The organism is Nocardia sp. NPDC004340, assembly GCF_053602575.1.
The window spans coordinates 272,704-294,040 of sequence record NZ_JBSGDW010000005.1 but is presented as its reverse complement, the minus strand read 5'-3'; the positions used below and the strand labels follow the sequence as shown (position 1 = coordinate 294,040).

Sequence of the window (21,337 nt, the reverse complement as noted above, 5' to 3'; positions counted from 1 at the left end):
GACGAAAAGGCCCGGTCCGTAAGGACCGGGCCTTTCGCATCAGCTCGACAGACCGGGCTACTCGTAGATCTCGCCCCTGGCCGCCTTCTCCACCAAGGACTGCGGCGGCAGGAGGTGGTCGCCGTAGCGGGCGGCCAGGTCTCGGGCTCGGGTCACGAAGCCCGATAGGCCGCCCTCGTATTGGTTGATGAACTGGATGACGCCGCCGGTCCAGGCTGGGAAGCCGATGCCGAGGAGGGAGCCGATGTTGGCGTCCTGGACGGAGTTCAGGACGCCCTCGTCGAAGCACTTGACCGTTTCCAGTGCCTCGGCGAACAGCATGCGGTCGCTCAAGTCGTCGATCGAGATCTGGGTACTGCCGCTGGTGAAGGCCTCTCGCAGGCCCGGCCAGATCTGGGTGCGCTTCCCGTCGATGTAGTCGTAGAAGCCGCCGCCCGTGGAGCGGCCCTTGCGGTCGAATTCGTCGATCATGCGGTCGATCACGGCTTCCGAGCTGTGCGAAATCCAGTAGCCGCCTGCTGCTTCGAGTGCGGCGCGCGATTCCTGGCGGACCTTTCGCGGCAGCGTCAGAGTCAGTTCGTCCCACAGCTGCAGGGGCGGAGCCGGGTATCCGGCCTGTGAACCGGCCTGCTCGATCGACGCCGGCTCGACGCCCTCGCCGACCGCGGCCACGGCCTCGTCGAGGAAGGCGCCGATGACGCGGGAGGTGAAGAAGCCTCGGCTGTCGTTGACGACGATGGGGGTCTTCTCGATCTGGAGGACGTAGTCGAAGACCTTCGCGAGCGTGGCGTCGGAGGTCTGCTCGCCGCGGATGATCTCCACGAGGGGCATCTTGTCCACCGGGGAGAAGAAGTGGATGCCGATGAAGTCCTCGGGCCGCTGCACGCCCTGTGCGAGACCGGTGATCGGCAGGGTGGAGGTGTTCGAACCGAGTACGGCGTCAGCCTTGACGATGTGCTCGATCTCGCCGAACACCTTGGCCTTGAGCTCGGGGCTCTCGAATACGGCCTCGATCACGAAGTCCACGCCGGCGAAATCCGCCGGGTCGGCTGTCGGCGTGATGCGCGCGAGCAGCGCGTCCGACGTCTCCTGGGTGGTCTCGCCCCGGGAGAGCGCCTTCTGCTCGAGGGCGACCGCGTAGCCCATGCCTTTGACCGCGTTCTCCAGTGAGACATCCTTCAACACGACCTCGATACCGGCCTTCGCCGACACGTAAGCGATTGCGGCGCCCATCATTCCGGCGCCGAGCACGCCCACCTTTCGCGCCGCGAACTGCTCGAAACCGCTTGGACGCGAACCGCCCGCGGTGATCCGCCGCAGGTCGAAGAAGAACGCCTTGGTCATGTTCTTGGCGACCTGACCGGTGACGACGCTGACGAAATAGCGCGCCTCGATCTTCGTGGCGGTGTCGAAGTCCACCTGCGCGCCCTCGATCGCGGCGGCCAGGATGGCCCGGGGGGCGGGCAGCGGCGCGCCCTTGAACTGCTTGCGCAGATTCGCCGTGAGGGACTGCAGAGTGGCCGCGAACTCCGGGTCCAACGGCGACCCACCGGGTATCCGATAGCCCTCGGCGTCCCATGGCTGCACCGCCCCGGGGTTGGCCTTGATCCACTCCTTGGCCTTGGGCAGCAGCTCGTCCACGGTGGGCACCAGCTCGTCGAGCAGGCCGAATTCCTTGCCCTGCACCGCATTATGCCGTTGGCCGCGCAGCAGGACGGTGCGGAGCGCGGGCTGGATCCCGAGCATGCGCGTGGTGCGGACGACGCCGCCCGCACCGGGCATCAGGCCGAAAGTAACCTCGGGCGAGCCGATTACGACGGCGTCGATATTCGCGGCGATGCGGTGGTGCGTCGCGAGCGCGATCTCGAAACCGCCGCCCAGCGCGAGGCCGTTGATGGCCGCCACGACCGGCCGGCCCAGCGTCTCGAGGCGGCGCAGCCACCCGTTCAACGCGTAGGTCGACTCGGTGACGTGCTCGGTGTGCTCCGGCGTCGCCCGGATCAGGTCCCGCAGATCACCGCCCGCGAAGAACGAGGTCTTCGCCGACGCGATCACCACGCCGGTGATCGAATCCCGTTCGGCCACCAGCCGTTCCACGGCTCGCCCGAAGGACTCCTGGAAGTCGGCGTTCATCGTATTGGCGGGCTGGTTCGGGTCGTCCAGGGTCAGCACGACGATGCCGTCGGAATCCTGTTCCCAGCGAATCGTATTCGTCATGTCCTCACACCCGCTCGATGATCGTCGCGATACCCATGCCGCCGCCGACGCACAACGACAGCAGTGCACGCCGGGCCTGCCGCCGCTCCAGCTCGTCGACCATGGTGCCGAGAATCATCGCGCCGGTGGCGCCCAGCGGGTGCCCCATCGCGATCGCACCGCCGTTCACGTTGACCTTCTCGTCCGGCAGGTCCAGATCCTTCATCCACTTCAGCACCACCGACGCGAACGCCTCGTTGAGCTCGAAGAGATCGATGTCGTCGACGGTCAGCCCGGCGACGTCGAGCACCTGCCGGGTGGCCGGGGTCGGGCCGGTGAGCATGATCGTCGGGTCCGACCCGGTGATCGCGGCGGCCACCACGCGGGCGCGCGGGGTGAGACCGAGATCCTTGCCTACCTGCTCATTGCCGATCAGCACCAGCGCGGCGCCGTCGACGATGCCGGAGGAGTTGCCGCCGGTGTGCACGTGGTCGATCCGCTCGACCCAGTGGTATTTCTGCAGCGCCACCGCGTCGAATCCGCCCACCTCGCCGATGCCGGCGAACGCGGGCTTCAGCTTGCCGAGGGTCTCCACGGTGCTGCCGGGACGGCGATGCTCGTCGTGGTCGAGAATCGGCAGCCCGTTGATGTCCTTCACCGGCACAACGGATTTCGCGAAGTACCCGCCGGACCACGCGGCCTCGGCCCGGTCCTGCGACCGCACGGCGAAGCGGTCGACATCCTCGCGTGTGAAGCCCTCCATGGTCGCGATCAGGTCGGCGCCGATGCCCTGCGGAGTGATCAGGTGGTCATAGGTCAGGGCCGGGTCAGTGAACAGCGCGCCGCCGTCGGCGCCCATCGGCACCCGCGACATCGACTCCACGCCACCCGCGATGATCAGCTTCTCCCAGCCCGAACGCACCCGCGCCGCAGCCTGATTGACCGATTCGAGCCCCGAGGAACAGAACCGGTTCAACTGCACGCCCGCGACGGTGTCCGGCAGCCCGGCGCCGATCGCGGCGGCGCGGGCGATATCGCCGCCCTGATCCCCGAGCGGGGAGACGACACCCAGAACGATGTCGTCGATCGCGGCGGGATCCAGGCCCGGATGCCGGGCCCGCAGCTCGTCGATCAGGCCGATCACCAGATCGACCGGTTTCGTCCCGTGCAGGGATCCGCCCTTGTTCCTGCCTCGAGGCGTGCGGATCGCCTCGTAGATATATGCCTCGTTACTCAAACCGACGGTCCTTCTTCAGCCAGACGTAATGAATTCCCTTGGACCCGAGGTCTATGCGGGGGGAGAAATGGTCAGCCCGCGAGAAGCGGCCACCTTGTACGCGTCATGCTTCGCGATCATGGGCGCGGTCGCGGAAATTCTGGAGACGCCCGGCAGGTCGCCGAAGTCGGGCCCGAGCTGTTCGGACATCATCTTTCCGAAGTTGGGGTCCATGTACATCCGCTCGCCGGAGATCAGCTTCAGCTCGGGATCGAAGGCCATCACCACCAGGTACAGGCCGGTGACCCGCTCCCCTTCGAGGGTGTTGAACGACATGAACGCCTCACGCAGCAGCGTGTTGTCGGCCACCGCGTGCACTCGCTTCTCGGCGGCAACGTCCCGTCCCCGATTGGGCAGGATGCGCCGATAGGTTTCGCGGATCGCATCCGTCCCGTCGACCGCCCACCCGAGGGAGGCGAGCTCGTAATGCGGGTTCGGCGTCAGCGTGGCCATGGTGGCCTCGACATCCATTTCCAGCTCGGCGATCTCGTGCGCCAGCAGGATTTCTTCCATTTGTTTCTTGCTCAAGAAATTCATCTGGATCAACCTCAATTCAAGAGTGGGTCAGGTATTCGAATCGGTGACGGTGAGGACGAAGGCGGTCGTCCGGTGGGTGTCGGAGGCCATCAGGGCGCCGGCCCGGCCGCCGGTGTCCTCCAGCGAGTTCAACATCGTGACCAGCGATCGCAGCCGCCCCGACCGGGGCAGGTGGCCGAAGGCGAGATCACCGCCGCGCGGATTCACCAGGAACTCGCTGATCCCGGTCTCCTTCATCCAGGCCACCGGCGTCACCGCGTATTGCTCCGGGACCTCGAGCTGGTCCAGCCCGCCGAAGTCGAGCCCGCAGGGGGCGAGGAGCTCGTCGATGGCGTGCGGACCCAGCGGCGCGATGCCGAACTCGCTGGATGCGCGGATCGCGCGGGTGGCCTGCAACCGGGCGCGGTAGCGCAAACCCAGCCGGATGGCGTTCTGCTCACCGGTGAGGATGATCGCGCTCGCTCCGCGCGCCGCGTGGGCCGCGACGACCAACCCGTCGTCCGGGTAGTCGTGTTCCAGTACCACGCCTTCACCCGACCATCCGTTGAACGCGTCACCCGCGACCGGCTTGCGGAAGCAATCGGCGAGGTATCCGGGTGTGGTGGAGACGATCTCGGCAGCGAAGTCGCCGGCCGCGGCGCACTCGGCGGAACGCGTGTACGACGAATGGGCCCAGCCCGCCATCTCGTCGCAGGCCACATCCCACCACGCCGCGACCACCCGGGCCGTGTGCTGCTTCAGGTAGAGCTCGGCACCCGTATGACTGTGGCCGGAGCCCAGTCCGAAGTCGGTGGCCGCGACGACCGCGATCATCTCCGGGTTCCGCTCGATCGCCCGGACCGCCTGCGCCACGCTCAGCGCGCTGTCAGCACCGACCCGGGTCGTCAGCTCGAGCGGCGGCGGGTCGAAGACCCAGCCGGGCCGGACAGCCGAGCGGCCCGTCGGCAGACAGCGCGGGTCGGCCAGGAACAGCTCGGTGAGCTCCGACCGGTCGAGGCAGGTGCGGCGCAGCAACGCGCGAATCACGTCCTCGGCCAGCCCGGTTGGCGTTTCGGGCAGGTCGGGATCATCCGGGATGACCGCCGACCGGCCCGCATCGATGAGCACAACGCTGGTCATCGTGGCCTCTTCACTACTTGATGGAACAGATCATGACCCGGCTCCGGCCTTAGTCCCGAACGTCTGCCGCATGAACTCCGGATCGATCGGCAACCCGTGGAGTTGCTGATTGTGGCTGTGGCACAGCTGGTGATACGCGAAAGACGTCTGCATCGCGTTGACGCGACCCTGGTTGTCCTGGGCCACGTTGACGGCCTCCTTCGCCAATTTCAGTGCGAAGAGCGGCTTCTCGGCGATCCGCGCCGCCATCCGCAGCGTGAACGACTCCAGCTCCTCCAGCGGCACAACGTGATTCACCATGCCGAGCCGGTGCACCTCCGCGGCCGTGAGGAAGTCGGAGGTGAACAGCATCTCCTTCGCCTTCCGGACGCCGACTTCGAAGGGGTGGTTGAAGAACTCGGCGCCGGACACACCCATCGAGACGGTGTTGTCCTGGAACAGCGCGTCCTCGGCGGCGACGATCAGGTCGCACGGCCACACCAGCATGAGGCCGCCGGAGATGACCTTGCCCTGCACCGCGGCGATGGTCGGCTTCGGCAGATTGCGCCACCGCTCCGACAGCCCGAGGTACATCTCCTTCTCGATCGCCATCTGCGACTCGGCGCCGTCGCAACCGAAGCCGCACCACGTACCGATCCGCCGGTGCTCGGCCACCACCCGCGGCCCCTCGGCGTCACGCAGATCGTGTCCGGCGGAGAAGTGCGGGCCGTTCGCGGCCAGGATGATCACGCTGATCGAATCATCCTGCGCGGCCATGTCGAACGCGTCGTTGAGCTCGTACAGCAGCCGCATGCTCTGCGCGTTCCGAGCGTCGGCGCGGTCGAGCACGATCCGGGCGACCTTCTCGGCCGGGCGCTCGTAGCGGATGGTCTCGAACTCGCTCACGGCCTGTCCTCACCCGCGGGCCGCAGCCGGGCGACGGTGTCGGCGGTCGCGGCGGCGGCCATGGCGGCGACGCCGGCGATCCGCTCGGGCGTCAGCGGCGGCACCAGCGCGCCGGCCAGCCCGGTCGGCAGGTCGTGGTGCGCGATCGGACGCTGGTGGGAGAACGTGTCGAACCCGGCCTTGCCGTGGTAGGCGCCCGAACCGCTCATCCCGACACCGCCGAACGGCAGCAGGTGGTTGCCGTACGCCAGGCCGAAGTCGTTGCGCGACACCCCACCCGACGTTGTGTTGCGCAGGAACCGCTGGTAATCGTCGGTGTCGGCGCCGTACCAATAGGCCGTCAGCGGGTGTTCACCGGCCGCGACGTACGCGATGGCCTCGTCCACCTCGCCGTAGGTGTGCAGCACCAGCACCGGGCCGAAGATCTCCTCGGTGTTGATCACGGCGTCGGGCGCGGTGTCGAGCAGCAGTGTCGGCGGCAGTCGGCGGGATTCTCTGGCCGGCAGCCGGTCCCGCTCCGCTTCGGGCACGATCACGACTTCCACGGCGCCCTTGGACTTGGCATCCTCGACCAGTCCGGTGACCCGCGCGTAGTTCGCGTCGTTGATCATCGATACGACGTCGGGATTATCGACGAAGGTCGGGAAGTAGGTCAGCACCGCCTTCCGGTACGCCTCGACGAAGACGTCCCGCTTCGCGGCGGGGACGAAAGCGTAGTCCGGCGACAGGCACACCTGGCCGTTGTTGAACAACCGAGCGGCGGCCAAACGCGTTGCGGCGTCGGCGACATCGGCGTCCGGGGCGACGATCGCGGGGTTCTTGCCACCCAACTCGAGGGTCACCGGCACCAGATTCCGTCCGGCCGCGATCGCGACCTGGCGTCCCACCTTCGGGGAACCGGTGAAGAAGATGTGGTCGAAGCGCAGATCGGAAAACGCTGTGGCGGTCGGCAATCCACCGTTGACGACCACGACCTCCTCGGGGCTCATCCGTGAGGCCACCGCCCGGGCGAACACCGCACCCGCCCGCGGCGCCATATCGGAGAACTTGATCATCACCCGATTGCCGGCGGCGAGCGCCTCCACGGCCGGCACGAACACGAGCACCACCGGGAAGTTCCACGGGCCGATGACCCCGACCACGCCCTTGGGCCGATTCTGCACGCCGGCGGGGATCACCCCGCCCATCGCCGCGGGCACCTCGGACGGCGCCATCCACTCCTCGAGCAGCTCCCGGGTGTAGGCGATTCCCGGCAGGCCGCCGAGTATGTCGACCTCCATCGAGGTGGTCGCCGGACGACTGCCGAAGTCGGCGTTCAGCGCCTCGGCCAGCTCGTCCGCGTGCTCGAGGACGGCGGCGACGAAGCGGTCGATGCGATCGCGCCGGGTCGCGGCGTCGGGAATCGGGTCCAGGGCCTGCGCGGCGCGCTGGGCGTCGAGGAGACGCCGCAGTTCCGCGGGCGCGACGTCGACGATCGGTTCGGTGGTCATGGTCATTTGCTCGGTTCCTTTTGTGCGAGTGAATCTTTCGCCGCGATATCGGCGGCCCAGCGATAGTCGGCCTTCCCCGCCGGGCCCCGGACCACCGCGTCCACGCGGACGATGGCCTTGGGCAGCTTGTATCGGGCGAGCCGCTGTTCGGCGTCGGCCAGCAGTTCCTTGTCGGTGGGGTCGTGCCCGGGAAGCAGCTGCACGACCGCGACGGTCTCGCTGCCCCAGCGCTCGCTCGGCCGGCCCACGACGATGACGTCGCGAATGGCGGGATGGGCGATCAGCGCGTCCTCGACCTCCTCGGCGAAGATCTTCTCGCCGCCGGAGTTGATGGTCACCGAGTCGCGGCCGAGCAGCTCGATGCCGCCGTCGGCCCGATGTCGCGCACGATCGCCGGGCAGTGCGACGCGGCGGCCCTCGATGGTGGGGAACGTGCGCTCGGTCTTGTCACGATCGCGCAGGTACCCGAACGGAATCGCGCCGTGCCGGGCCAGCCAGCCGGTCTCCGGGTCCCCCGGCCCGAGGATCCGGCGACGATCCTCGTCCACCACGCAGGTGCCGGGCGCCGGCATGAAGACGCCCGAGACCGCCGGCGCGGCGCTCGTGCTCAGGTTCGTCAGCTGGGAGCCGGTCTCCGACGAGCCCGCGACGTCCGCGATGGCCACGTGCGGCAGCAGCCGCAGGATGCGGTCCTTGACCGAAGCGCTGGTGACGGCACCGCCGACACCGACCAGCTGCAGGGAATCCCCTTGGTAGCCGCCCTTTTCGAATTCGTCGCACAGTGGAGTCGCGAACGCGTTCCCGACCAGGTTCATCAGCTGCACGCCTTCGCGGTCGATCACGTCCCACACCGCGGCGGGGTCGAGACGGTCCACGACATCGGGGAAGACGACGCTGCCGCCGGTGAGTACGCCCGCCAGGGCGATCCACTGGGCCGCGGCATGCATGAGCGGAGGCAGCGGCAGCACCACCCGCCGATCACTCGCGACGGCCAGGCCGATGCCCTCGGCCAGCGACGACGCATCGAAGAATCCCGCCGGAAGGAATGCGGCAAGGGCACTTTCGAGGATGTCGGCCTGGGCCCACAGCGTGCCCTTGGGCATCCCGGTGGTACCGCCGGTGTAGACCAGGTACAGGTCATCGGCGTCCGGTGTGGTTCCAGGGGCTTCGGCGCCGGCGGCCGCAAGCGCTTCCTCGTAGTCGAAAGCGCCGGGCAGCAACGGATTACCGGATTCGTCCGCCACCTGGAGCAGCAGCACCGGCGGCTCGCGCAGCGAGCCGAGAACCGCAGCGAGCGTCGGCGCGAAACGGGCGTGATAGATGATCGCCCGAGCCGAGGCGTCGTCGAGCAGATAGGTGAGCTCCGCCTCGACGTACCGATAGTTGACGTTCAGCGCCGCCGCGCGGGCGGCCGCGGCGCCCAGCATCCCCTCCAAGTACTCGTTGCCGTTGTGCAGGTACAGCGCGACATGGTCCTGTCCCGACTCCCACAGCGGCAGCTCGGCGCGGGCACGCTGGATCGAGATCCCATGCGAAAGCAGGAGATTCGCCAGCCGGTTGACGCGCTCGGCCACGTCGCGATAGGTGAGCCGCCGGTCCCGGAACACGATGCAATCGCGCTCCGGTGCCGCCGCGGCGACGCCGGCGAACAGCTCGGCGTGGTTGTAACGCATCAGATCTCCATCGAACGAACGATCGGCAAGGGTGGTGCGGGGGTCATTTGCAGCGAATGTCGAGCAGGGCCTGACGTCCCTCTTCGCGCACGACGCGCAGCGCTTCCTTCAACGCGCCCGCGAGCTCGCCGCGGTGGTGGACCGTCGCGCCGTAGCCGCCCGACGCGATGCAGTAGGACGCCAGGTCCGGCGAGGGCGACAGGTTGGAGAACCGGTCCTCGCCCGTGGTGGCCGCGGTGCCGTCGGGATAGACGAGGTAGGTCGCCATATCGACCGCGGTCCAGTTGCTGTTGTTGGCCACGATCGTCAGCAGCGGCAGGTCGTGCTTGGCGGCCGCGTGGTGGCACGCCGCCGGATTGGCGAACATGTAGGCGCCGTCCCCGAGCGTGGCGATCACGGTCCGGTGCGGCGCGGCGTACTTGGCGCCCAGCGCCGCGGGCAGACCCCAGCCCAGACCGCCCGACGCGGGCAGGAAGTAGTACGTGCCGGGCTTGGTGCGGCGCAACAGGTCCGGGTACGACACGTACTCGTTGAACACGATGTCGTCGTCTTCGAGCAGGTCACCGAGGGCTGCCGAGATCGCCGCGGTCGTGATCGGCTCGTCGGCGTCGCGCTCGTCCTCCTGCCGGCGCAACGCGTCGACGGCGGCACGGCTCGCGGCCGCGACCTCCCGAATACGTTCGGCCCGAGCCTGATCGATGCCGTCGGCGCGGTCCACGAGAGCCGCGATCAACCGGGTCAGGAACGCGGCGGGCGTGGCGCTGATGGTGAGATCGGACCGATGCGACCGCATCGGGTAGGTCGAGAACAGCGGATCGACACCGACCTGCGCGACGAAGCAGTCGGCGGGCGGCGCCGTGCGGGCCTGGATCCAGGGAACGTCGCATTCCACGAACACGACGACATCGGCCCGCTCGAAGACGGCCGCGATATCGGACCCGACGCGGTGCGGATGATCGGAGGCGACATTCAGATAGCGGGCCCACGGATCCGCGACACCGATCCCGAACCGGGCGCACAGGTCGCCCAGCAGTTCGGCGGCCTCGGGCTCGGCGCCGGCCGCCGTCGCCACGATGACCGGGAACTCGGCGGTGGCGAGCCGGTCGGCCAGCACGTCGACGGCCTCGGGGTCGGGCTGCACGGTCGCCGGAACGGGCGTGCGCAAGCGCATTTCGTCGGTGGGCGCCTCCGCCGCTTCGGCGAGGACCTCGCGCGGCAGCGACAGGTACACGGGCCCGCGCGGGTGAGCCGTGGCGAGGCTCAACGCACGGTCGACGACGGCTTCGGCCTGTCGTGCGTCACGCAGCTCGTAGTCCCACTTGACGAACTCGCGGACCATGCTCGCCTGGTCGAACATCTCCTGGGACCAGTGGATCGGCAGGTCCCGGGCGCCGGTCGCACCGAACTCGAGGACCGGCGAGCGACCCGCGGTGACGAGCAGCGGGATGCGATCCCGGGCGGCGTTGGCCACCGAGCACACGGCGTTCCCGGTGCCGACATTGACGTGCAGCATCAGCGCCTGCGGCCGTCCCGACACCAGGGCCGCGCCGTGAGCCATGCCGCCGGCGAGGTTCTCGTGGGCGCAGAGGACGGGCGTCGGCAACTTCGGACCGCCGGCCTCCTTGTTGTCCGCGTAGGCCTCGACGATCGGCGCGAAATCGGTTCCCGCGTTGACGAAGAACGATTCGATGCCGTGCTCGGCGAGCGCGGTGAGGTAGCGGGTAGCAGCGGTATGCGGCATGGAAAGCCTTCTGTTCGAAGCGTGGACGGGTGTCATGGGGTCGGCCGGGTGCGCAGCGACGGAATGATCGACGCGAGTTCGCGCCACTCGGTCACCGGCAGCTTCTGCAGATCCGGGGTCAGTACCTGGACGCAGACGTGGTCGGCGCCCGCGTCGAGGTGGGCCTGGATCCGGGCCGCGATCCGGTCGAGGGAACCCCAGGCGACGATCGCGTCGACCAGCCGGTCACTGCCCCCGCCGCCCAGATCGTCGTCGCCCCAGCCGAGGCGCCGGAGGTTGCCGGTGTAGTTCGGCAACGCGAGGTACCGCTGCATGAACCGGCGGGCGAGCTCGCGCGCGGCGATCGGGTCGGTCTCGAACACGACGGTCTGCGCGGGCGCGAGCAGCGGGTCGACACCGAGCTCCGCGCGGGCCACTGCGGTGTGCTCGACCGGCACGAAGTAGGTATGGGCGCCCGCACCGCGCGCGGCCGCCAGCCGCAGCATGCGCGGCCCGAGCGCGGCCAGCACCCGCTGGGGGGCGATCGGCGAGGCCGACCCCCAGAAGACGCCGGCATCCATCCGGTCGAGGTAGTCGACCATCGTGCTGTACGGCTTGTCGCCGTACCTGCCTTGATGAGCGCCGTCGACCATCGATTGATGGCTCACGCCGACACCCAGCAGGAAGCGTTCCGGGAACGCCTCGTTCAAGGTGCGCCAGCCCGCGTTCATCGTCATCGCGCTGCGGGCGTGCAGGCTGGCGATGCCCGTGGCCACCGTCATGCTGACGGTGGCCGACAGCAGCAGCGCCGCGTTGGCGAACGGCTCGCGGGCCACCGCCTCGGGCACCCAGAGCGCGCGAAACCCCAGATCTTCGAGCTCGGCGGCCGCCTCGCGAGCGAGGCTCATCGGCTGCACATCGAGCTGGTACGACCAGATTCCGAGCGGACCGGGGTATGAGGCGGTGGCCTGGTCAGCGACTGTCACGGAAGTAGCCACTCGGCATTCGTGCGGAAGAACTTCGTGGTGATCTCCGCACCCAGCGGCTCGACCTTCGCGAGCATGTTCTTCATCGAGTCCTTCGTGCCCTCGACATGGGGGTAGTCGGTCGAATAGCAGAACACGTCGGCCAGATTCGGGTCGTCGAGGAAGTAGCGGTCGACGGGCTCGAAATTGAACGGCGACACCCGCACGTTGCGTGCGATGTACTCCGACGGCTTGAGCGGGAACTTGGCGGCCGCCGCACCCGGAAACACGTTGATATACATGTCCATTCGCCGGGCGGCGTTTCCGACCCAATGGGCGCCGACTTCGAAAAGACCCAACCGCAGTCGCGGGAACCGCTCGAACACGCCGCCGAGCACGAGCGCGGACAGGTAGTTGTCGATGGCCATGTGCACGGTCGAGAACAGCTGGATATTGGTATTCGGGATCTCCGGGGACTGGAACAGGTCGGCGAAGGTCTCGGCGATCATCCAACCGGGATCCAAGAACGCGAATTCGGTGCCGATGTGGAGCGTCACGGCGATGTCGTTGGCCTCGAGCAGCCGCCACAGCGGGTCGAGCGCCGAGTGCGCCGGCGAGACTCCGCCGGGCGGCACGTCGGCCTGCAGATATACGGCGCGGACACCGGCGGCGATCAGATCCTTTGCCGTGGCGATCATCTCGTTCACGTCGGAGCTGGTGTTGAGGATCCCGACCACCCGGATGCGGCCGTCGGCCAGGACCGCGTTGGCCTTGACCCACTCGTTGTAGGACCGCACGAAGCTCTTCGCGAAGTCCGGCCTCGACACCCCCTCGAACACCGAAAGGTCACCGCCGAAACGCATTTCGTAGGCGAGATCGGTCATTTCGCCGATGATCATCGCCGCGATCGCCGTGGTCGGGAAGACCAGCTGACGATCGATCCCCATCGCCGCCAGGACCTCGGATCGCCGGCCGAGATCGATCGCGCTCGGGGCCGACGGACCCTTGATCTTCCAGATCCCGTCGGGATCGATCTCTTTCGTGTCACCCAGCACGTCGAGCTGGTGCATGTTCGTCGCGGTCGGATCGGGACGGAGCCGGTCCGCGGATTCGAGAACTTTGCCCATGATTCGGCCGGGCTGCCCCAGGATGTCCTCGAGCAGGTGACTGGGGATCATCTCGTGGCTATCGACGTCGTGTGCAAGGAGCTTCATCGCAACCTCTCGGTGTGATTTCCCGGTACGGAACCGGGCGGTTGAAAAGCAAGCACCAGGAGGAGCTCGCTCGAGATGGGCGTTCGATACGCCCTAGGAGGTGAGTGCCTCGACGTCGATCGGCTTGAGGTAGCCAACGAAGTCGTCGTTGGTCCGCCAGTCGTATTCGGGTACCTCGCAATAGATTTCGATGGCGTTGCCCTCGGGGTCGTAGATGTACAGACTCCGCGTCATGCCGTGGTCGAACATCGCCTCGATGGCGACGCCCTGGTCCTTCAGGTGCTGGTGCATCCGGACGAGCGCTTCCTGGCTGTCGACCGTCAATGCGAAATGCAGCAGGCCGACCTGATTGTCCTTCGGCGCCTCGGCGTCCTCGCCTGTCTTGAACACCCCGATGTCGTGGTGGTAGTCGCCGAAGCGGAAGAAGATCGCGATCGGCGACTCCGACGAGATCTTCATGCCGAGGATGCCGACGTAGAACGCCTTGGCCGCCTCCAGATCACGCATTTTCAGCACCACGTGCCCCACGCGTCCAATGCCCATTTTTGCCTCCGTCGGCCTCTGCCCACCGGGATCACATCCGCCACGCCGGGCACCGATGTGGCCACAGGCGTTACTGGTGGGACTAGATAGATTGATCTAACTCGCTCAGCGTAAACGCCTTTTTCCCACTCCGTCAACCCTCGGAAGGCAACTCGGAAACGCGGTGTGTTCGCGCCCTCCGCTCACCTCGCGGACGATTTCGGATGAGATGAGTCTCTGCGGCGGACCGCGGGCTCAGTACCCGCCAAATGCCGCGCGCTCGAGGCTTCTTGCCCGCCGATTGCCGGGTCGACTACGGAGTGCGCGGGTCCCACCGACCCCGCGGCGGTCAACGCGCGGACCGGGGTCTCGATGAGGAAGAGCTGCTTCAGGAATGCGTCCGGCGTTGTGCGACAACCGAATACGCAGGCATTTATGCGTCAGAAGCGGCGTGCGGACTGCACGCCGGCGGGCGCGGTGGTGGACTCCGACTGCGGACCGGGGACGCTCACCCGGTGGTCGCCTTCACCGCGCCGGCCGCGGCGTGATCAGCCGGCGCCGTTGCCCCGGCCGGTGCGGTCGAAGCGGCCGGCGGCGAGCCCGGCGGCGACGGAGTTGGTCGCCGCTCGCCCGGCGGTGTGCAGCGGCGCCGACGATCGCGTGGTGCGGGCCAGCAGGACCGCGCCTTCGATCAGGCAGAAGACCTCCACCGCGACCTCGCGGGCGCGCTCACCGGTCATCCCGGCCGCCGTGAAGCGCTGTTCGAGCACCTCCAGCCAGGATTCGAAGGCGCTGGCCGCGGCGGTGCGCATCAGCTCGTCGCTGTTGGCCACCTCCAGGGCGATCGTCGCGATCGGGCAGGCGTAGGAGTAGTCGGTCTTTTCGAGCAGCTCGGCCGTCTGGACGAACGAGGCGGCCGTGGCCTCGACGACGTCGGCTCCCGGCGGGTATACCGATTCGAGCAGCTCGCGGTAGCGCGCGCCGCCGTAGGTGAGAGCGGCCGCGCCGAGCTCCTGCTTGCCGCCGGGGAAGAAGTGATAAAGCGATCCATAGGGCGCGGCGGCGGCGGCGAGGACGGCCTTGATTCCGGTCGCCCCGAAGCCCTGTCGGCTGAACAGCTCTGCCGCGGACTCCACCAGCCGGGTGCGGGTTTCGGGCTGTTTTCCAAGGGTTGACGAGGTGGGAGACATATGTCCAGGTTACCGCGCTAGATCAATCTGTCGCGTGTGACCTTCCACCCAGCGAGATTCTCCCCGGCATGGGCTCCGACCGCAGCCCCCAGTTCGGAATCACCGCAGGTCAGCGGTGTGATAGATTGATCTAGTGACTGATACCTCTCTCTTCGAACTCCGCACCTACGAGGCGGTTCCCGGCAAGATCGACGCGCTGGTGGGTCGTTTCCGCGATCACGCCGCGGCACTGTTCGAGAAACACGGCATGACCAATATCGGCTTCTGGGTGGCCTCCGACGACGAGGGCAACCCCACCGAGACCCTCGTGTACCTGGTGTCCCACGCCAGCCGCGAGGCCGCCGCGAAATCGTGGGAAGCCTTCTGGGCGGACCCCGAATGGGCCGCCGCCCGGGCCGACGGCGAACAGGTCACGGCCAGCGCGACCTCGAAGTTCCTCGACCCGACAGATTTCTCCCAGCTGCGCTGACGCGCGCTTCAGACCCCTCGAAGGACATGCATGACCCCGCTCTTCGACCTCACCGGACACGTCGCGCTGATCACCGGAGGCAACTCCGGAATCGGGCTCGGCATGGCGCACGGGCTCGCGCAATGCGGCGCCGACGTCTGCATCTGGGGCACCAATACCGAGCGCAATGAGACCGCCGCGCAGGAACTTTCGAAGCACGGCACCCGGGTGCGGGCGATTCGCTGCGACGTGGGCGACGAGGACGCCGTGACGGCGAGCTTCGCCGAGACGCTCGACCACTTCGGCCGAGTCGACTCCTGCTTCGCCAACGCCGGTACCCGCGCCCCCGAGATCCCGTTCACCGCAACGAGTCTCGCCGACTTCCGGGCGGTCACCCGGGTGAACCTCGATGGCGCGTTCCTCACCCTGCGCAGCGCGGCGCAGCACATGGTGGAGCGCGGGGGCGGGGGCGTGCTGGTGGGCACCTCGAGCGTCTCGTCGCTGCACGGCACGCCCCGCGGGCAGGCCTACGCGGCGAGCAAGGCCGGGCTGACGGCGATGATCCGGGGCTGCGCGGTGGAATTGGCGCGCTACGGGATCAACGCACATTCACTCGTGGTCGGCTGGACCGAGACGCCCTTGATCTCGCGGGAGATGAACAATCCGGCGTTCGAAGAGGGCGTGATGAAGCGGATGCCGCAGCGCCGCTGGGGCGAGCCGGGCGACTTCGCGCGCCTCGCCGTCTATCTGGCCTGCGGGATCGGCGGGTTCCAGACCGGCGACGAGATCGTCATCGACGGCGGCTACTCCATCTTCTGATCACCCGCGCAAGCCTGTGGGGTGGTGACGACATCGTCACCACCCCACAGGCCGGATCGGCTACGCGGCGAGCAGACCCGCTTCGAGGTCCAGCCGCGTGCCACGCAGTCGCTGGAAACCGGCGAAGATGAGAGCCAGCATGGAGCCGAGGAACAGCACGGTGCCCAACCGGGTATTCGGCAGGCTCGCGAACAGCACGGACATATCCGGCGCGGCCTTGACGGTCACGAACACGGTGATCAGCAGTTGCACCCCGCCGATCAGTGCGCACGCCGCACCCGTGAGTCGCTTACCGGATCGGAAGGCGATGATCACCGCGGCCGTCGTCAGCGCCGCAAAAGTCCATGCCACCCAGCCGTAGAAGGCGACCTGCAGGCCGCTGGGGTTGGCGGCGTTCAATGCCGCCAGATCGGCGAAGTTCAATGCGGTGGCCGGGGTCGTGGCGGTGGCCGGCGCGTACGTCCACGCGGGCCCGAACAGGGCCAGCCAGATCGCGGCGGCGCTGATCACCAGCAGCGCGTTCGTATTGCGCTGGACGTGCGAAAGCTGTTGCGCTTCAACCATTGTGTACTCACTTCTTCGAGAACGGATTCGAGGAGCCGTTCGATCTCCTTGATCAGATGGCGGCGAGCCGGCGAAACCGGCTGCCGTGGAACACGAGCGGCGCGGCCTCGGGATCCGCCCACAGGCCGTGAATCTCGAGCAGAGCGACGGCATGGTCACCCGCCGGAACCTCGGCGTGCAGGGAGCAGTCCAGCCACGCGGTGGCGCCGTGCACGAAAACCCCTCCCCCGCAGGCGCTGTCCCAGCCGATGCCGGCGAACCGATCGGCGGATTTACGAGCGAGGGTCAGGCAGATCTCGTCGTGCCCCTCGGCCAGCACGCTGATGCCCAGCCGGGGCCGGTCCCGCAGCCTCGGCCAGGTGGACGAGGACGACTGGAAGCACACCGAGACCAGTGGCGGTTCGACGGACACCGAGGTGAACGAGCTGGCGGCCATGCCGACCGGTTCGTCATCGACCATCGCGCACACGGCGGTGACCCCGGAGGGAAAGCACCCGAACGCCCGGCGCAGCACACCCGAGTCAGCGGTCATCGGTTCGAAAGCGATCATCGGTCCGGCGTTCGCCATGGCGACAACGGGGGCAGGCTGATTCACGGGATCTCCAAGACATTGGGGGCGCGGGGCGGCAGTGGCCTTGCTCACGAACGGACGCCGGGGCAGCGCAGTGGCCCACGACCGATGCTAGATTGATTGATCTATAACGAGACTAAGTGCGGGTCTCCCGCCTCGTCAACAGTTGAAAGCCACACCGCCAACTGGCGGATGTTTCGCGCGGCAATCACGTCGTTTGGTGGCTACGACGGCACTGCCCCGCCGGATTCACTGAATCCATGACCCAGACCACCCCTTTCACGGGCAGCATTCCTGCCCGGCCACCGTTCGACGCCGAGTTGGCTCCCGTGTTGCAGGCCTTTCGGTCCGGCATTCCGTGGCTCACCGGCGACACCCTGGCCGATGTCCGCGAACTGTCGACCACGGGCCTGCCCGGCCGGCCCGCACCCGACCTCACCGTGGGCGGCAAGGTCCGCGTCGACGAGCGGATGATCCCCGGCTCGGATCAGGAACTGAATCTGACCGTGCTCACCCCGGCGACCGGAACGGGCCCGTGGCCGTTGCTGTACTACATCCACGGCGGCGGAGTCGTTTCCGGTAACCGCTACAGCGCGCTCGACGAAATGCTCCCTTACGTCGCCGAGGGCAGTGCGGTCGTGGCGTCGATCGAGTACCGGCTCGCCCCCGAATATCCGCACCCGACCCCGGTCGAGGACTGCTACGCGGGTCTGCGCTGGGCCGCCGAGAACGCGAACCTGCTGCGAATCGACGCCGACCACATCATCGCCATCGGGTTCAGCGGCGGTGGCAATCTGGCCGCGGGCGTCGCCCTCATGGCCCGGGACCTCGACTTCCCCGCGCTCACGCATCAGATCCTCGGCTGCCCGATGCTCGACGACCGCTTGCAGACCCACAGCGCGCAGATGCTCGACCGGGAAGGCGTGTGGGATCGCAACGAGAACCTGTGGGCGTGGACCGCTCTGCTCGGCGACCGCCGGGGCACCGACGATGTCAGCCCGTACGCGGCGCCCGCGCGCGCCGAGGATCTGACCGGCCTGCCGCGCACCTACATCGATGTCGGGTCGGTCGAGGGCTTCCGCGACGAGGCGGTCGACTACGCCCAGCGCCTGTCCCAGGCCGGGGTCAATGTCGACCTCCACGTGTGGGGCGGCGGGTTCCACGGATTCGACATCGGCATCCGGCAGCCGGCCGTCACCCAGGCGTCCCTCGCGGTCCGCGACGAGTTCATTCGCCGGGCGCTGGAACGATGACCGGCGATTCCTCACCGGCGGTCTACGCGCCATCCGAAACCTTTGCCGCGCAGGCGAATACCGGCGCGGCGCTCTACGACCAGGCCGCGGCCGATCGGCTCGGGTTCTGGGCCGAGCAGGCCCGCCGCCTGGACTGGGCGACCGACTTCACCGAGGTGCTGGACTGGTCGGATGCCCCGTTCGCGAAGTGGTTCGCCGACGGCACCCTGAACGTCGCGGTCAATTGTCTCGACCGGCATGTGGCCGCGGGCAAGGGCGAGCGCGTGGCGATCCACTGGGTCGGCGAGCCCGGCGACAGCCGCGATCTCACCTATCGGCAGCTGCTCGGCGAGGTGTGCCGGGCCGCCAACTACTTCACCTCGATCGGGCTGACCGCCGGTGATCGGGTCGCCATCTACATGCCGATGGTGCCCGAGGCGATCGTCGCCATGCTGGCGTGCGCGCGGCTGGGACTGACCCACTCGGTGGTGTTCGCGGGCTTCTCGTCCGCCGCGCTGCGTTCCCGAATCGATGACGCCGCAGCCAAACTCGTCATCACCACCGACGGGCAGTACCGCCGCGGGCTGCCCGCCGGGTTGAAGGCGAACGTCGACGCCGCGCTCGGAAGCGGCTCGACCGCCGCGCCTTCGGTCGGCAAGGTCCTGGTCGTGCGTCGCACCGGCCACGACCCGGAGCTGAACTGGGTCGAGGGTCGCGACGTGTGGTGGGACGACACCGTCGGCGCGGCGTCCGACACCCACGAACCCGAGGCCTTCCCCGCCGAGCATCCGCTGTTCCTGCTCTACACCTCGGGCACGACCGGCAGCCCCAAGGGCATCGTGCACTCCTCCGGCGGCTATCTGACCCAGGCCGCCTACACCTTTCATTACGTGTTCGACCACAAGGAGGGCCGCGACGTCTTCTGGTGCGGTGCGGACATCGGCTGGATCACCGGCCACTCCTACCTCGTCTACGGACCCCTGGCCAACGCCGCCACCACGGTCCTCTACGAGGGCACACCCAACACCCCGGATGAGCACCGCCACTTCCAGATCATCGAAAAATACGGTGTCACAACCTATTACATCGCACCAACGTTGATCCGCACCTTCATGAAATGGGGCCGCGAGATCCCCGACGGCCACGATCTGAGTTCGCTGCGGCTGCTCGGGTCGGTCGGGGAACCGATCAACCCCGAAGCCTGGCGGTGGTACCACGAGGTCATCGGCGGTGGCCGCTGCCCGATCGTCGACACCTGGTGGCAGACCGAGACGGGCGCCATCATGATCTCCCCGCTGCCCGGCGTCACGGCTGCCAAACCGGGTGCGGCCATGGCCGCCCTGCCCGGAATCAGCGCCGCCGTCGTCGATGACAACGGCGAACCGGTCACCGCGGGCGAAGCCGGTTACCTGGTCCTCGACCAGCCCTGGCCCGCGATGCTGCGGGGCGTCTGGGGCGACGCGGACCGATACCGCGAGACCTACTGGTCGCGGTTCGCCGACCAGGGCTGGTACTTCGCCGGGGACGGCGCCCGCTACGACTCCGATCACGCATTGCGGGTGCTGGGCCGCGTCGATGACGTCATGAACGTCTCCGGCCACCGGATCTCCACCGCCGAAGTCGAATCCGCGCTGGTCGGCCATCCCGCGGTCGCCGAGGCCGCCGTGGTCGGCACCGCCGACGAGACCACCGGGCAGGCGATCGTCGCGTTCGTCGTGCTCCGCACCGGCGGCGAGCACGCCGTCGACAACCTGGTCACCGAGCTCCGCAACCTGGTCACCCTGGAGATCTCGCCGATCGCGAAACCGAGCGCGATCACCGTCGTGCCCGAACTGCCCAAGACGCGCTCGGGCAAGATCATGCGCCGCCTGCTGCGGGACACCGCCGAAGGCCGCGAACCCGGTGACACCTCCACCCTCGTCGACCCCAGCGTCCTCGAAACCGTCCGGCGCTCGGGCACTTTCGAAGTCAGGAGCACATGATGGTCTGGCCCGCAGGAGAAGCGGCATTCGTCACCGGCGGTGCGTCGGGCATCGGACTGGGCCTCGCCCGGGCACTCGTCGCGGCGGGAGCGCGGGTCGCGCTCGCCGACATCGACCGCGCCCGGCTCGGCGCGGCCGCCGCCGAGCTGACCGCCGCCGGGGGCGTTGTCACCACCGTGGAGCTCGACGTCAGCGACCCCGACGGCTGGGAGGCCGCCGCGGAGCACGCCGAGGCGGCCCTCGGGCCGATCTCGATTCTGTGCAACAACGCGGGCGTCAACGGTGGCGGGCCGATCGATCGGACACCCCTGGAAATCTGGCGCTGGGTCCACCGGATCAACACCGACGCGCAGTTCATCGGCGTCTCGACCTTCCTGCCGCGCTTCCAGCGCCGCGGCGGTCGCGGGCACATCGTGAACACCGCCTCCATGGCGGGTCTGGTGCCGATGGCCACGGTCGGCGCCTACGTCTCGTCGAAGTTCGCCAGCGTCGGCTTCTCCATGGTGTTGCGAGACGAACTGCGCGACACCGAGATCGGCGTCTCCCTGCTGTGTCCCGGCACCGTGGCCACCAGGATCAACACGACCGCCGAGGCGGCGCAGGCGATGCTGCTCGGCCGGGATCCCGACGCCTCCGTCATCGCGCGCAACGGCGAGATGCTCGCTCTGGGCGCCGACCCCGACCGGGTCGGCGAGCAGGTCGTCGAGGCGATGGTGGACCGGCAGTTCCTGATCGTCACCCATCGCGAGTGGGAGCCGCTCGTCGCCGGAGTGCATCGCGAGATCGCGCGCGCGTTCACCGAATTCGACGGCCGGCACGGACCCGATGTCTCGGCGCAGATGCTGGTGCGCGGTGCGAACCCGATCGCGTCGTAACCCGGACAGCGGTGCGGGCCGCGAAGTGGAGACCCTCCACTTCGCGGCCCGCGCCGCAT

Annotated in this window: 19 protein-coding genes; 5 read left to right on the top strand and 14 right to left on the bottom strand. The window is 68.2% G+C overall.

All coding sequences use genetic code 11. From position 1 onward, the window contains the following. Positions 1-57: 57 nt before the first annotated feature. The 12 genes from ACWEOI_RS22420 to ACWEOI_RS22365 all read right to left on the bottom strand — a co-directional run bounded on the left by ACWEOI_RS22420 (position 58) and on the right by ACWEOI_RS22365 (position 14,787). A complete protein-coding gene (locus ACWEOI_RS22420; protein ID WP_452360863.1) occupies positions 58-2,217 on the bottom strand; it encodes a 3-hydroxyacyl-CoA dehydrogenase NAD-binding domain-containing protein in 2,160 nt (719 codons plus the stop codon). 4 nt (positions 2,218-2,221) lie between these two features. Then, positions 2,222-3,433, bottom strand: coding sequence for an acetyl-CoA C-acetyltransferase (locus ACWEOI_RS22415; RefSeq protein WP_452360862.1), 1,212 nt, complete (start codon positions 3,431-3,433; stop codon positions 2,222-2,224). A 51-nt stretch (positions 3,434-3,484) separates the two neighbouring features. After that, positions 3,485-4,024 (bottom strand): hypothetical protein, encoded by a 540-nt coding sequence (locus tag ACWEOI_RS22410; protein WP_452360861.1) that lies wholly within the window; start codon positions 4,022-4,024, stop codon positions 3,485-3,487. Positions 4,025-4,036: 12 nt separating this feature from the next. After that, positions 4,037-5,128, bottom strand: coding sequence for a hypothetical protein (locus tag ACWEOI_RS22405; RefSeq protein ID WP_452360860.1), 1,092 nt, complete (start codon positions 5,126-5,128; stop codon positions 4,037-4,039). Positions 5,129-5,158: 30 nt separating this feature from the next. Next, positions 5,159-6,013: an enoyl-CoA hydratase gene (locus tag ACWEOI_RS22400; protein ID WP_452360859.1), complete on the bottom strand. Its 855-nt coding sequence runs from the start codon at positions 6,011-6,013 to the stop codon at positions 5,159-5,161. Beyond that, positions 6,010-7,509 (bottom strand): aldehyde dehydrogenase family protein, encoded by a 1,500-nt coding sequence (locus tag ACWEOI_RS22395; RefSeq protein WP_452360858.1) that lies wholly within the window; start codon positions 7,507-7,509, stop codon positions 6,010-6,012. Before ACWEOI_RS22395 ends, ACWEOI_RS22400 begins: the two co-directional genes overlap by 4 nt. Continuing rightward, positions 7,506-9,176, bottom strand: a complete 1,671-nt coding sequence (locus tag ACWEOI_RS22390) for an AMP-binding protein (RefSeq protein WP_452360857.1) — start codon at positions 9,174-9,176, stop codon at positions 7,506-7,508. Before ACWEOI_RS22390 ends, ACWEOI_RS22395 begins: the two co-directional genes overlap by 4 nt. A gap of 43 nt (positions 9,177-9,219) precedes the next feature. After that, the gene (locus ACWEOI_RS22385; protein ID WP_452360856.1) at positions 9,220-10,917 is read right to left on the bottom strand and encodes a thiamine pyrophosphate-requiring protein; all 1,698 of its coding nucleotides are present in this window, start codon (positions 10,915-10,917) and stop codon (positions 9,220-9,222) included. Positions 10,918-10,949: 32 nt separating this feature from the next. Next, positions 10,950-11,882 carry a TIGR03620 family F420-dependent LLM class oxidoreductase gene (locus tag ACWEOI_RS22380; protein ID WP_452360855.1) on the bottom strand — a complete coding sequence of 311 codons (933 nt, stop codon included), beginning with the start codon at positions 11,880-11,882 and terminating at the stop codon, positions 10,950-10,952. Continuing rightward, a complete protein-coding gene (locus ACWEOI_RS22375; protein ID WP_452360854.1) occupies positions 11,879-13,075 on the bottom strand; it encodes an amidohydrolase family protein in 1,197 nt (398 codons plus the stop codon). Before ACWEOI_RS22375 ends, ACWEOI_RS22380 begins: the two co-directional genes overlap by 4 nt. 93 nt (positions 13,076-13,168) lie before the next feature. Then, complete coding sequence (locus ACWEOI_RS22370) at positions 13,169-13,618, bottom strand: VOC family protein (RefSeq protein ID WP_452360853.1); 450 nt, start codon at positions 13,616-13,618, stop codon at positions 13,169-13,171. Between the two features lie 527 nt (positions 13,619-14,145). After that, positions 14,146-14,787 (bottom strand): TetR/AcrR family transcriptional regulator, encoded by a 642-nt coding sequence (locus tag ACWEOI_RS22365; RefSeq protein ID WP_452360852.1) that lies wholly within the window; start codon positions 14,785-14,787, stop codon positions 14,146-14,148. A gap of 133 nt (positions 14,788-14,920) precedes the next feature. Between ACWEOI_RS22365 and ACWEOI_RS22360 the strand changes: the two genes are divergently transcribed. Both ACWEOI_RS22360 and ACWEOI_RS22355 read left to right on the top strand, forming a co-directional pair. Then, positions 14,921-15,256 (top strand): NIPSNAP family protein, encoded by a 336-nt coding sequence (locus ACWEOI_RS22360; protein WP_452360851.1) that lies wholly within the window; start codon positions 14,921-14,923, stop codon positions 15,254-15,256. Positions 15,257-15,286: 30 nt separating this feature from the next. Continuing rightward, positions 15,287-16,054, top strand: coding sequence for an SDR family NAD(P)-dependent oxidoreductase (locus ACWEOI_RS22355; RefSeq protein ID WP_452360850.1), 768 nt, complete (start codon positions 15,287-15,289; stop codon positions 16,052-16,054). Between the two features lie 60 nt (positions 16,055-16,114). Here ACWEOI_RS22355 and ACWEOI_RS22350 read toward each other — a convergent pair whose 3' ends face one another. Both ACWEOI_RS22350 and ACWEOI_RS22345 read right to left on the bottom strand, forming a co-directional pair. After that, positions 16,115-16,618, bottom strand: coding sequence for a hypothetical protein (locus ACWEOI_RS22350; RefSeq protein WP_452360849.1), 504 nt, complete (start codon positions 16,616-16,618; stop codon positions 16,115-16,117). Positions 16,619-16,670: 52 nt separating this feature from the next. Continuing rightward, positions 16,671-17,186 (bottom strand): flavin reductase family protein, encoded by a 516-nt coding sequence (locus ACWEOI_RS22345; protein WP_452361063.1) that lies wholly within the window; start codon positions 17,184-17,186, stop codon positions 16,671-16,673. Positions 17,187-17,449: 263 nt separating this feature from the next. Between ACWEOI_RS22345 and ACWEOI_RS22340 the strand changes: the two genes are divergently transcribed. From ACWEOI_RS22340 to ACWEOI_RS22330, 3 genes are read left to right on the top strand one after another with little or no spacing between them, the layout of a single operon-like run. Continuing rightward, positions 17,450-18,442, top strand: coding sequence for an alpha/beta hydrolase (locus ACWEOI_RS22340; RefSeq protein ID WP_452360848.1), 993 nt, complete (start codon positions 17,450-17,452; stop codon positions 18,440-18,442). Then, positions 18,439-20,403, top strand: coding sequence for an acetate--CoA ligase (gene acs / locus ACWEOI_RS22335; protein WP_452360847.1), 1,965 nt, complete (start codon positions 18,439-18,441; stop codon positions 20,401-20,403). Before ACWEOI_RS22340 ends, acs begins: the two co-directional genes overlap by 4 nt. Further along, the gene (locus ACWEOI_RS22330; RefSeq protein ID WP_452360846.1) at positions 20,403-21,278 is read left to right on the top strand and encodes an SDR family NAD(P)-dependent oxidoreductase; all 876 of its coding nucleotides are present in this window, start codon (positions 20,403-20,405) and stop codon (positions 21,276-21,278) included. The genes acs and ACWEOI_RS22330 overlap by 1 nt, the downstream gene beginning before the upstream one ends. Positions 21,279-21,337 lie beyond the last annotated feature (59 nt).

Coding starts and splice junctions, on each gene's coding strand:
- ACWEOI_RS22345 (WP_452361063.1), bottom strand. CDS start 17,186: ATGGCGAACGCCGGACCGATGATCGCTTTCGAACCGATGACCGCTGAC.
- ACWEOI_RS22330 (WP_452360846.1), top strand. CDS start 20,403: ATGGTCTGGCCCGCAGGAGAAGCGGCATTCGTCACCGGCGGTGCGTCG.
- ACWEOI_RS22420 (WP_452360863.1), bottom strand. CDS start 2,217: ATGACGAATACGATTCGCTGGGAACAGGATTCCGACGGCATCGTCGTG.
- ACWEOI_RS22370 (WP_452360853.1), bottom strand. CDS start 13,618: ATGGGCATTGGACGCGTGGGGCACGTGGTGCTGAAAATGCGTGATCTG.
- ACWEOI_RS22395 (WP_452360858.1), bottom strand. CDS start 7,509: ATGACCATGACCACCGAACCGATCGTCGACGTCGCGCCCGCGGAACTG.
- ACWEOI_RS22365 (WP_452360852.1), bottom strand. CDS start 14,787: ATGTCTCCCACCTCGTCAACCCTTGGAAAACAGCCCGAAACCCGCACC.
- ACWEOI_RS22390 (WP_452360857.1), bottom strand. CDS start 9,176: ATGCGTTACAACCACGCCGAGCTGTTCGCCGGCGTCGCCGCGGCGGCA.
- ACWEOI_RS22340 (WP_452360848.1), top strand. CDS start 17,450: ATGACCCAGACCACCCCTTTCACGGGCAGCATTCCTGCCCGGCCACCG.
- ACWEOI_RS22385 (WP_452360856.1), bottom strand. CDS start 10,917: ATGCCGCATACCGCTGCTACCCGCTACCTCACCGCGCTCGCCGAGCAC.
- ACWEOI_RS22355 (WP_452360850.1), top strand. CDS start 15,287: ATGACCCCGCTCTTCGACCTCACCGGACACGTCGCGCTGATCACCGGA.
- ACWEOI_RS22350 (WP_452360849.1), bottom strand. CDS start 16,618: ATGGTTGAAGCGCAACAGCTTTCGCACGTCCAGCGCAATACGAACGCG.
- ACWEOI_RS22375 (WP_452360854.1), bottom strand. CDS start 13,075: ATGAAGCTCCTTGCACACGACGTCGATAGCCACGAGATGATCCCCAGT.
- acs (WP_452360847.1), top strand. CDS start 18,439: ATGACCGGCGATTCCTCACCGGCGGTCTACGCGCCATCCGAAACCTTT.
- ACWEOI_RS22405 (WP_452360860.1), bottom strand. CDS start 5,128: ATGACCAGCGTTGTGCTCATCGATGCGGGCCGGTCGGCGGTCATCCCG.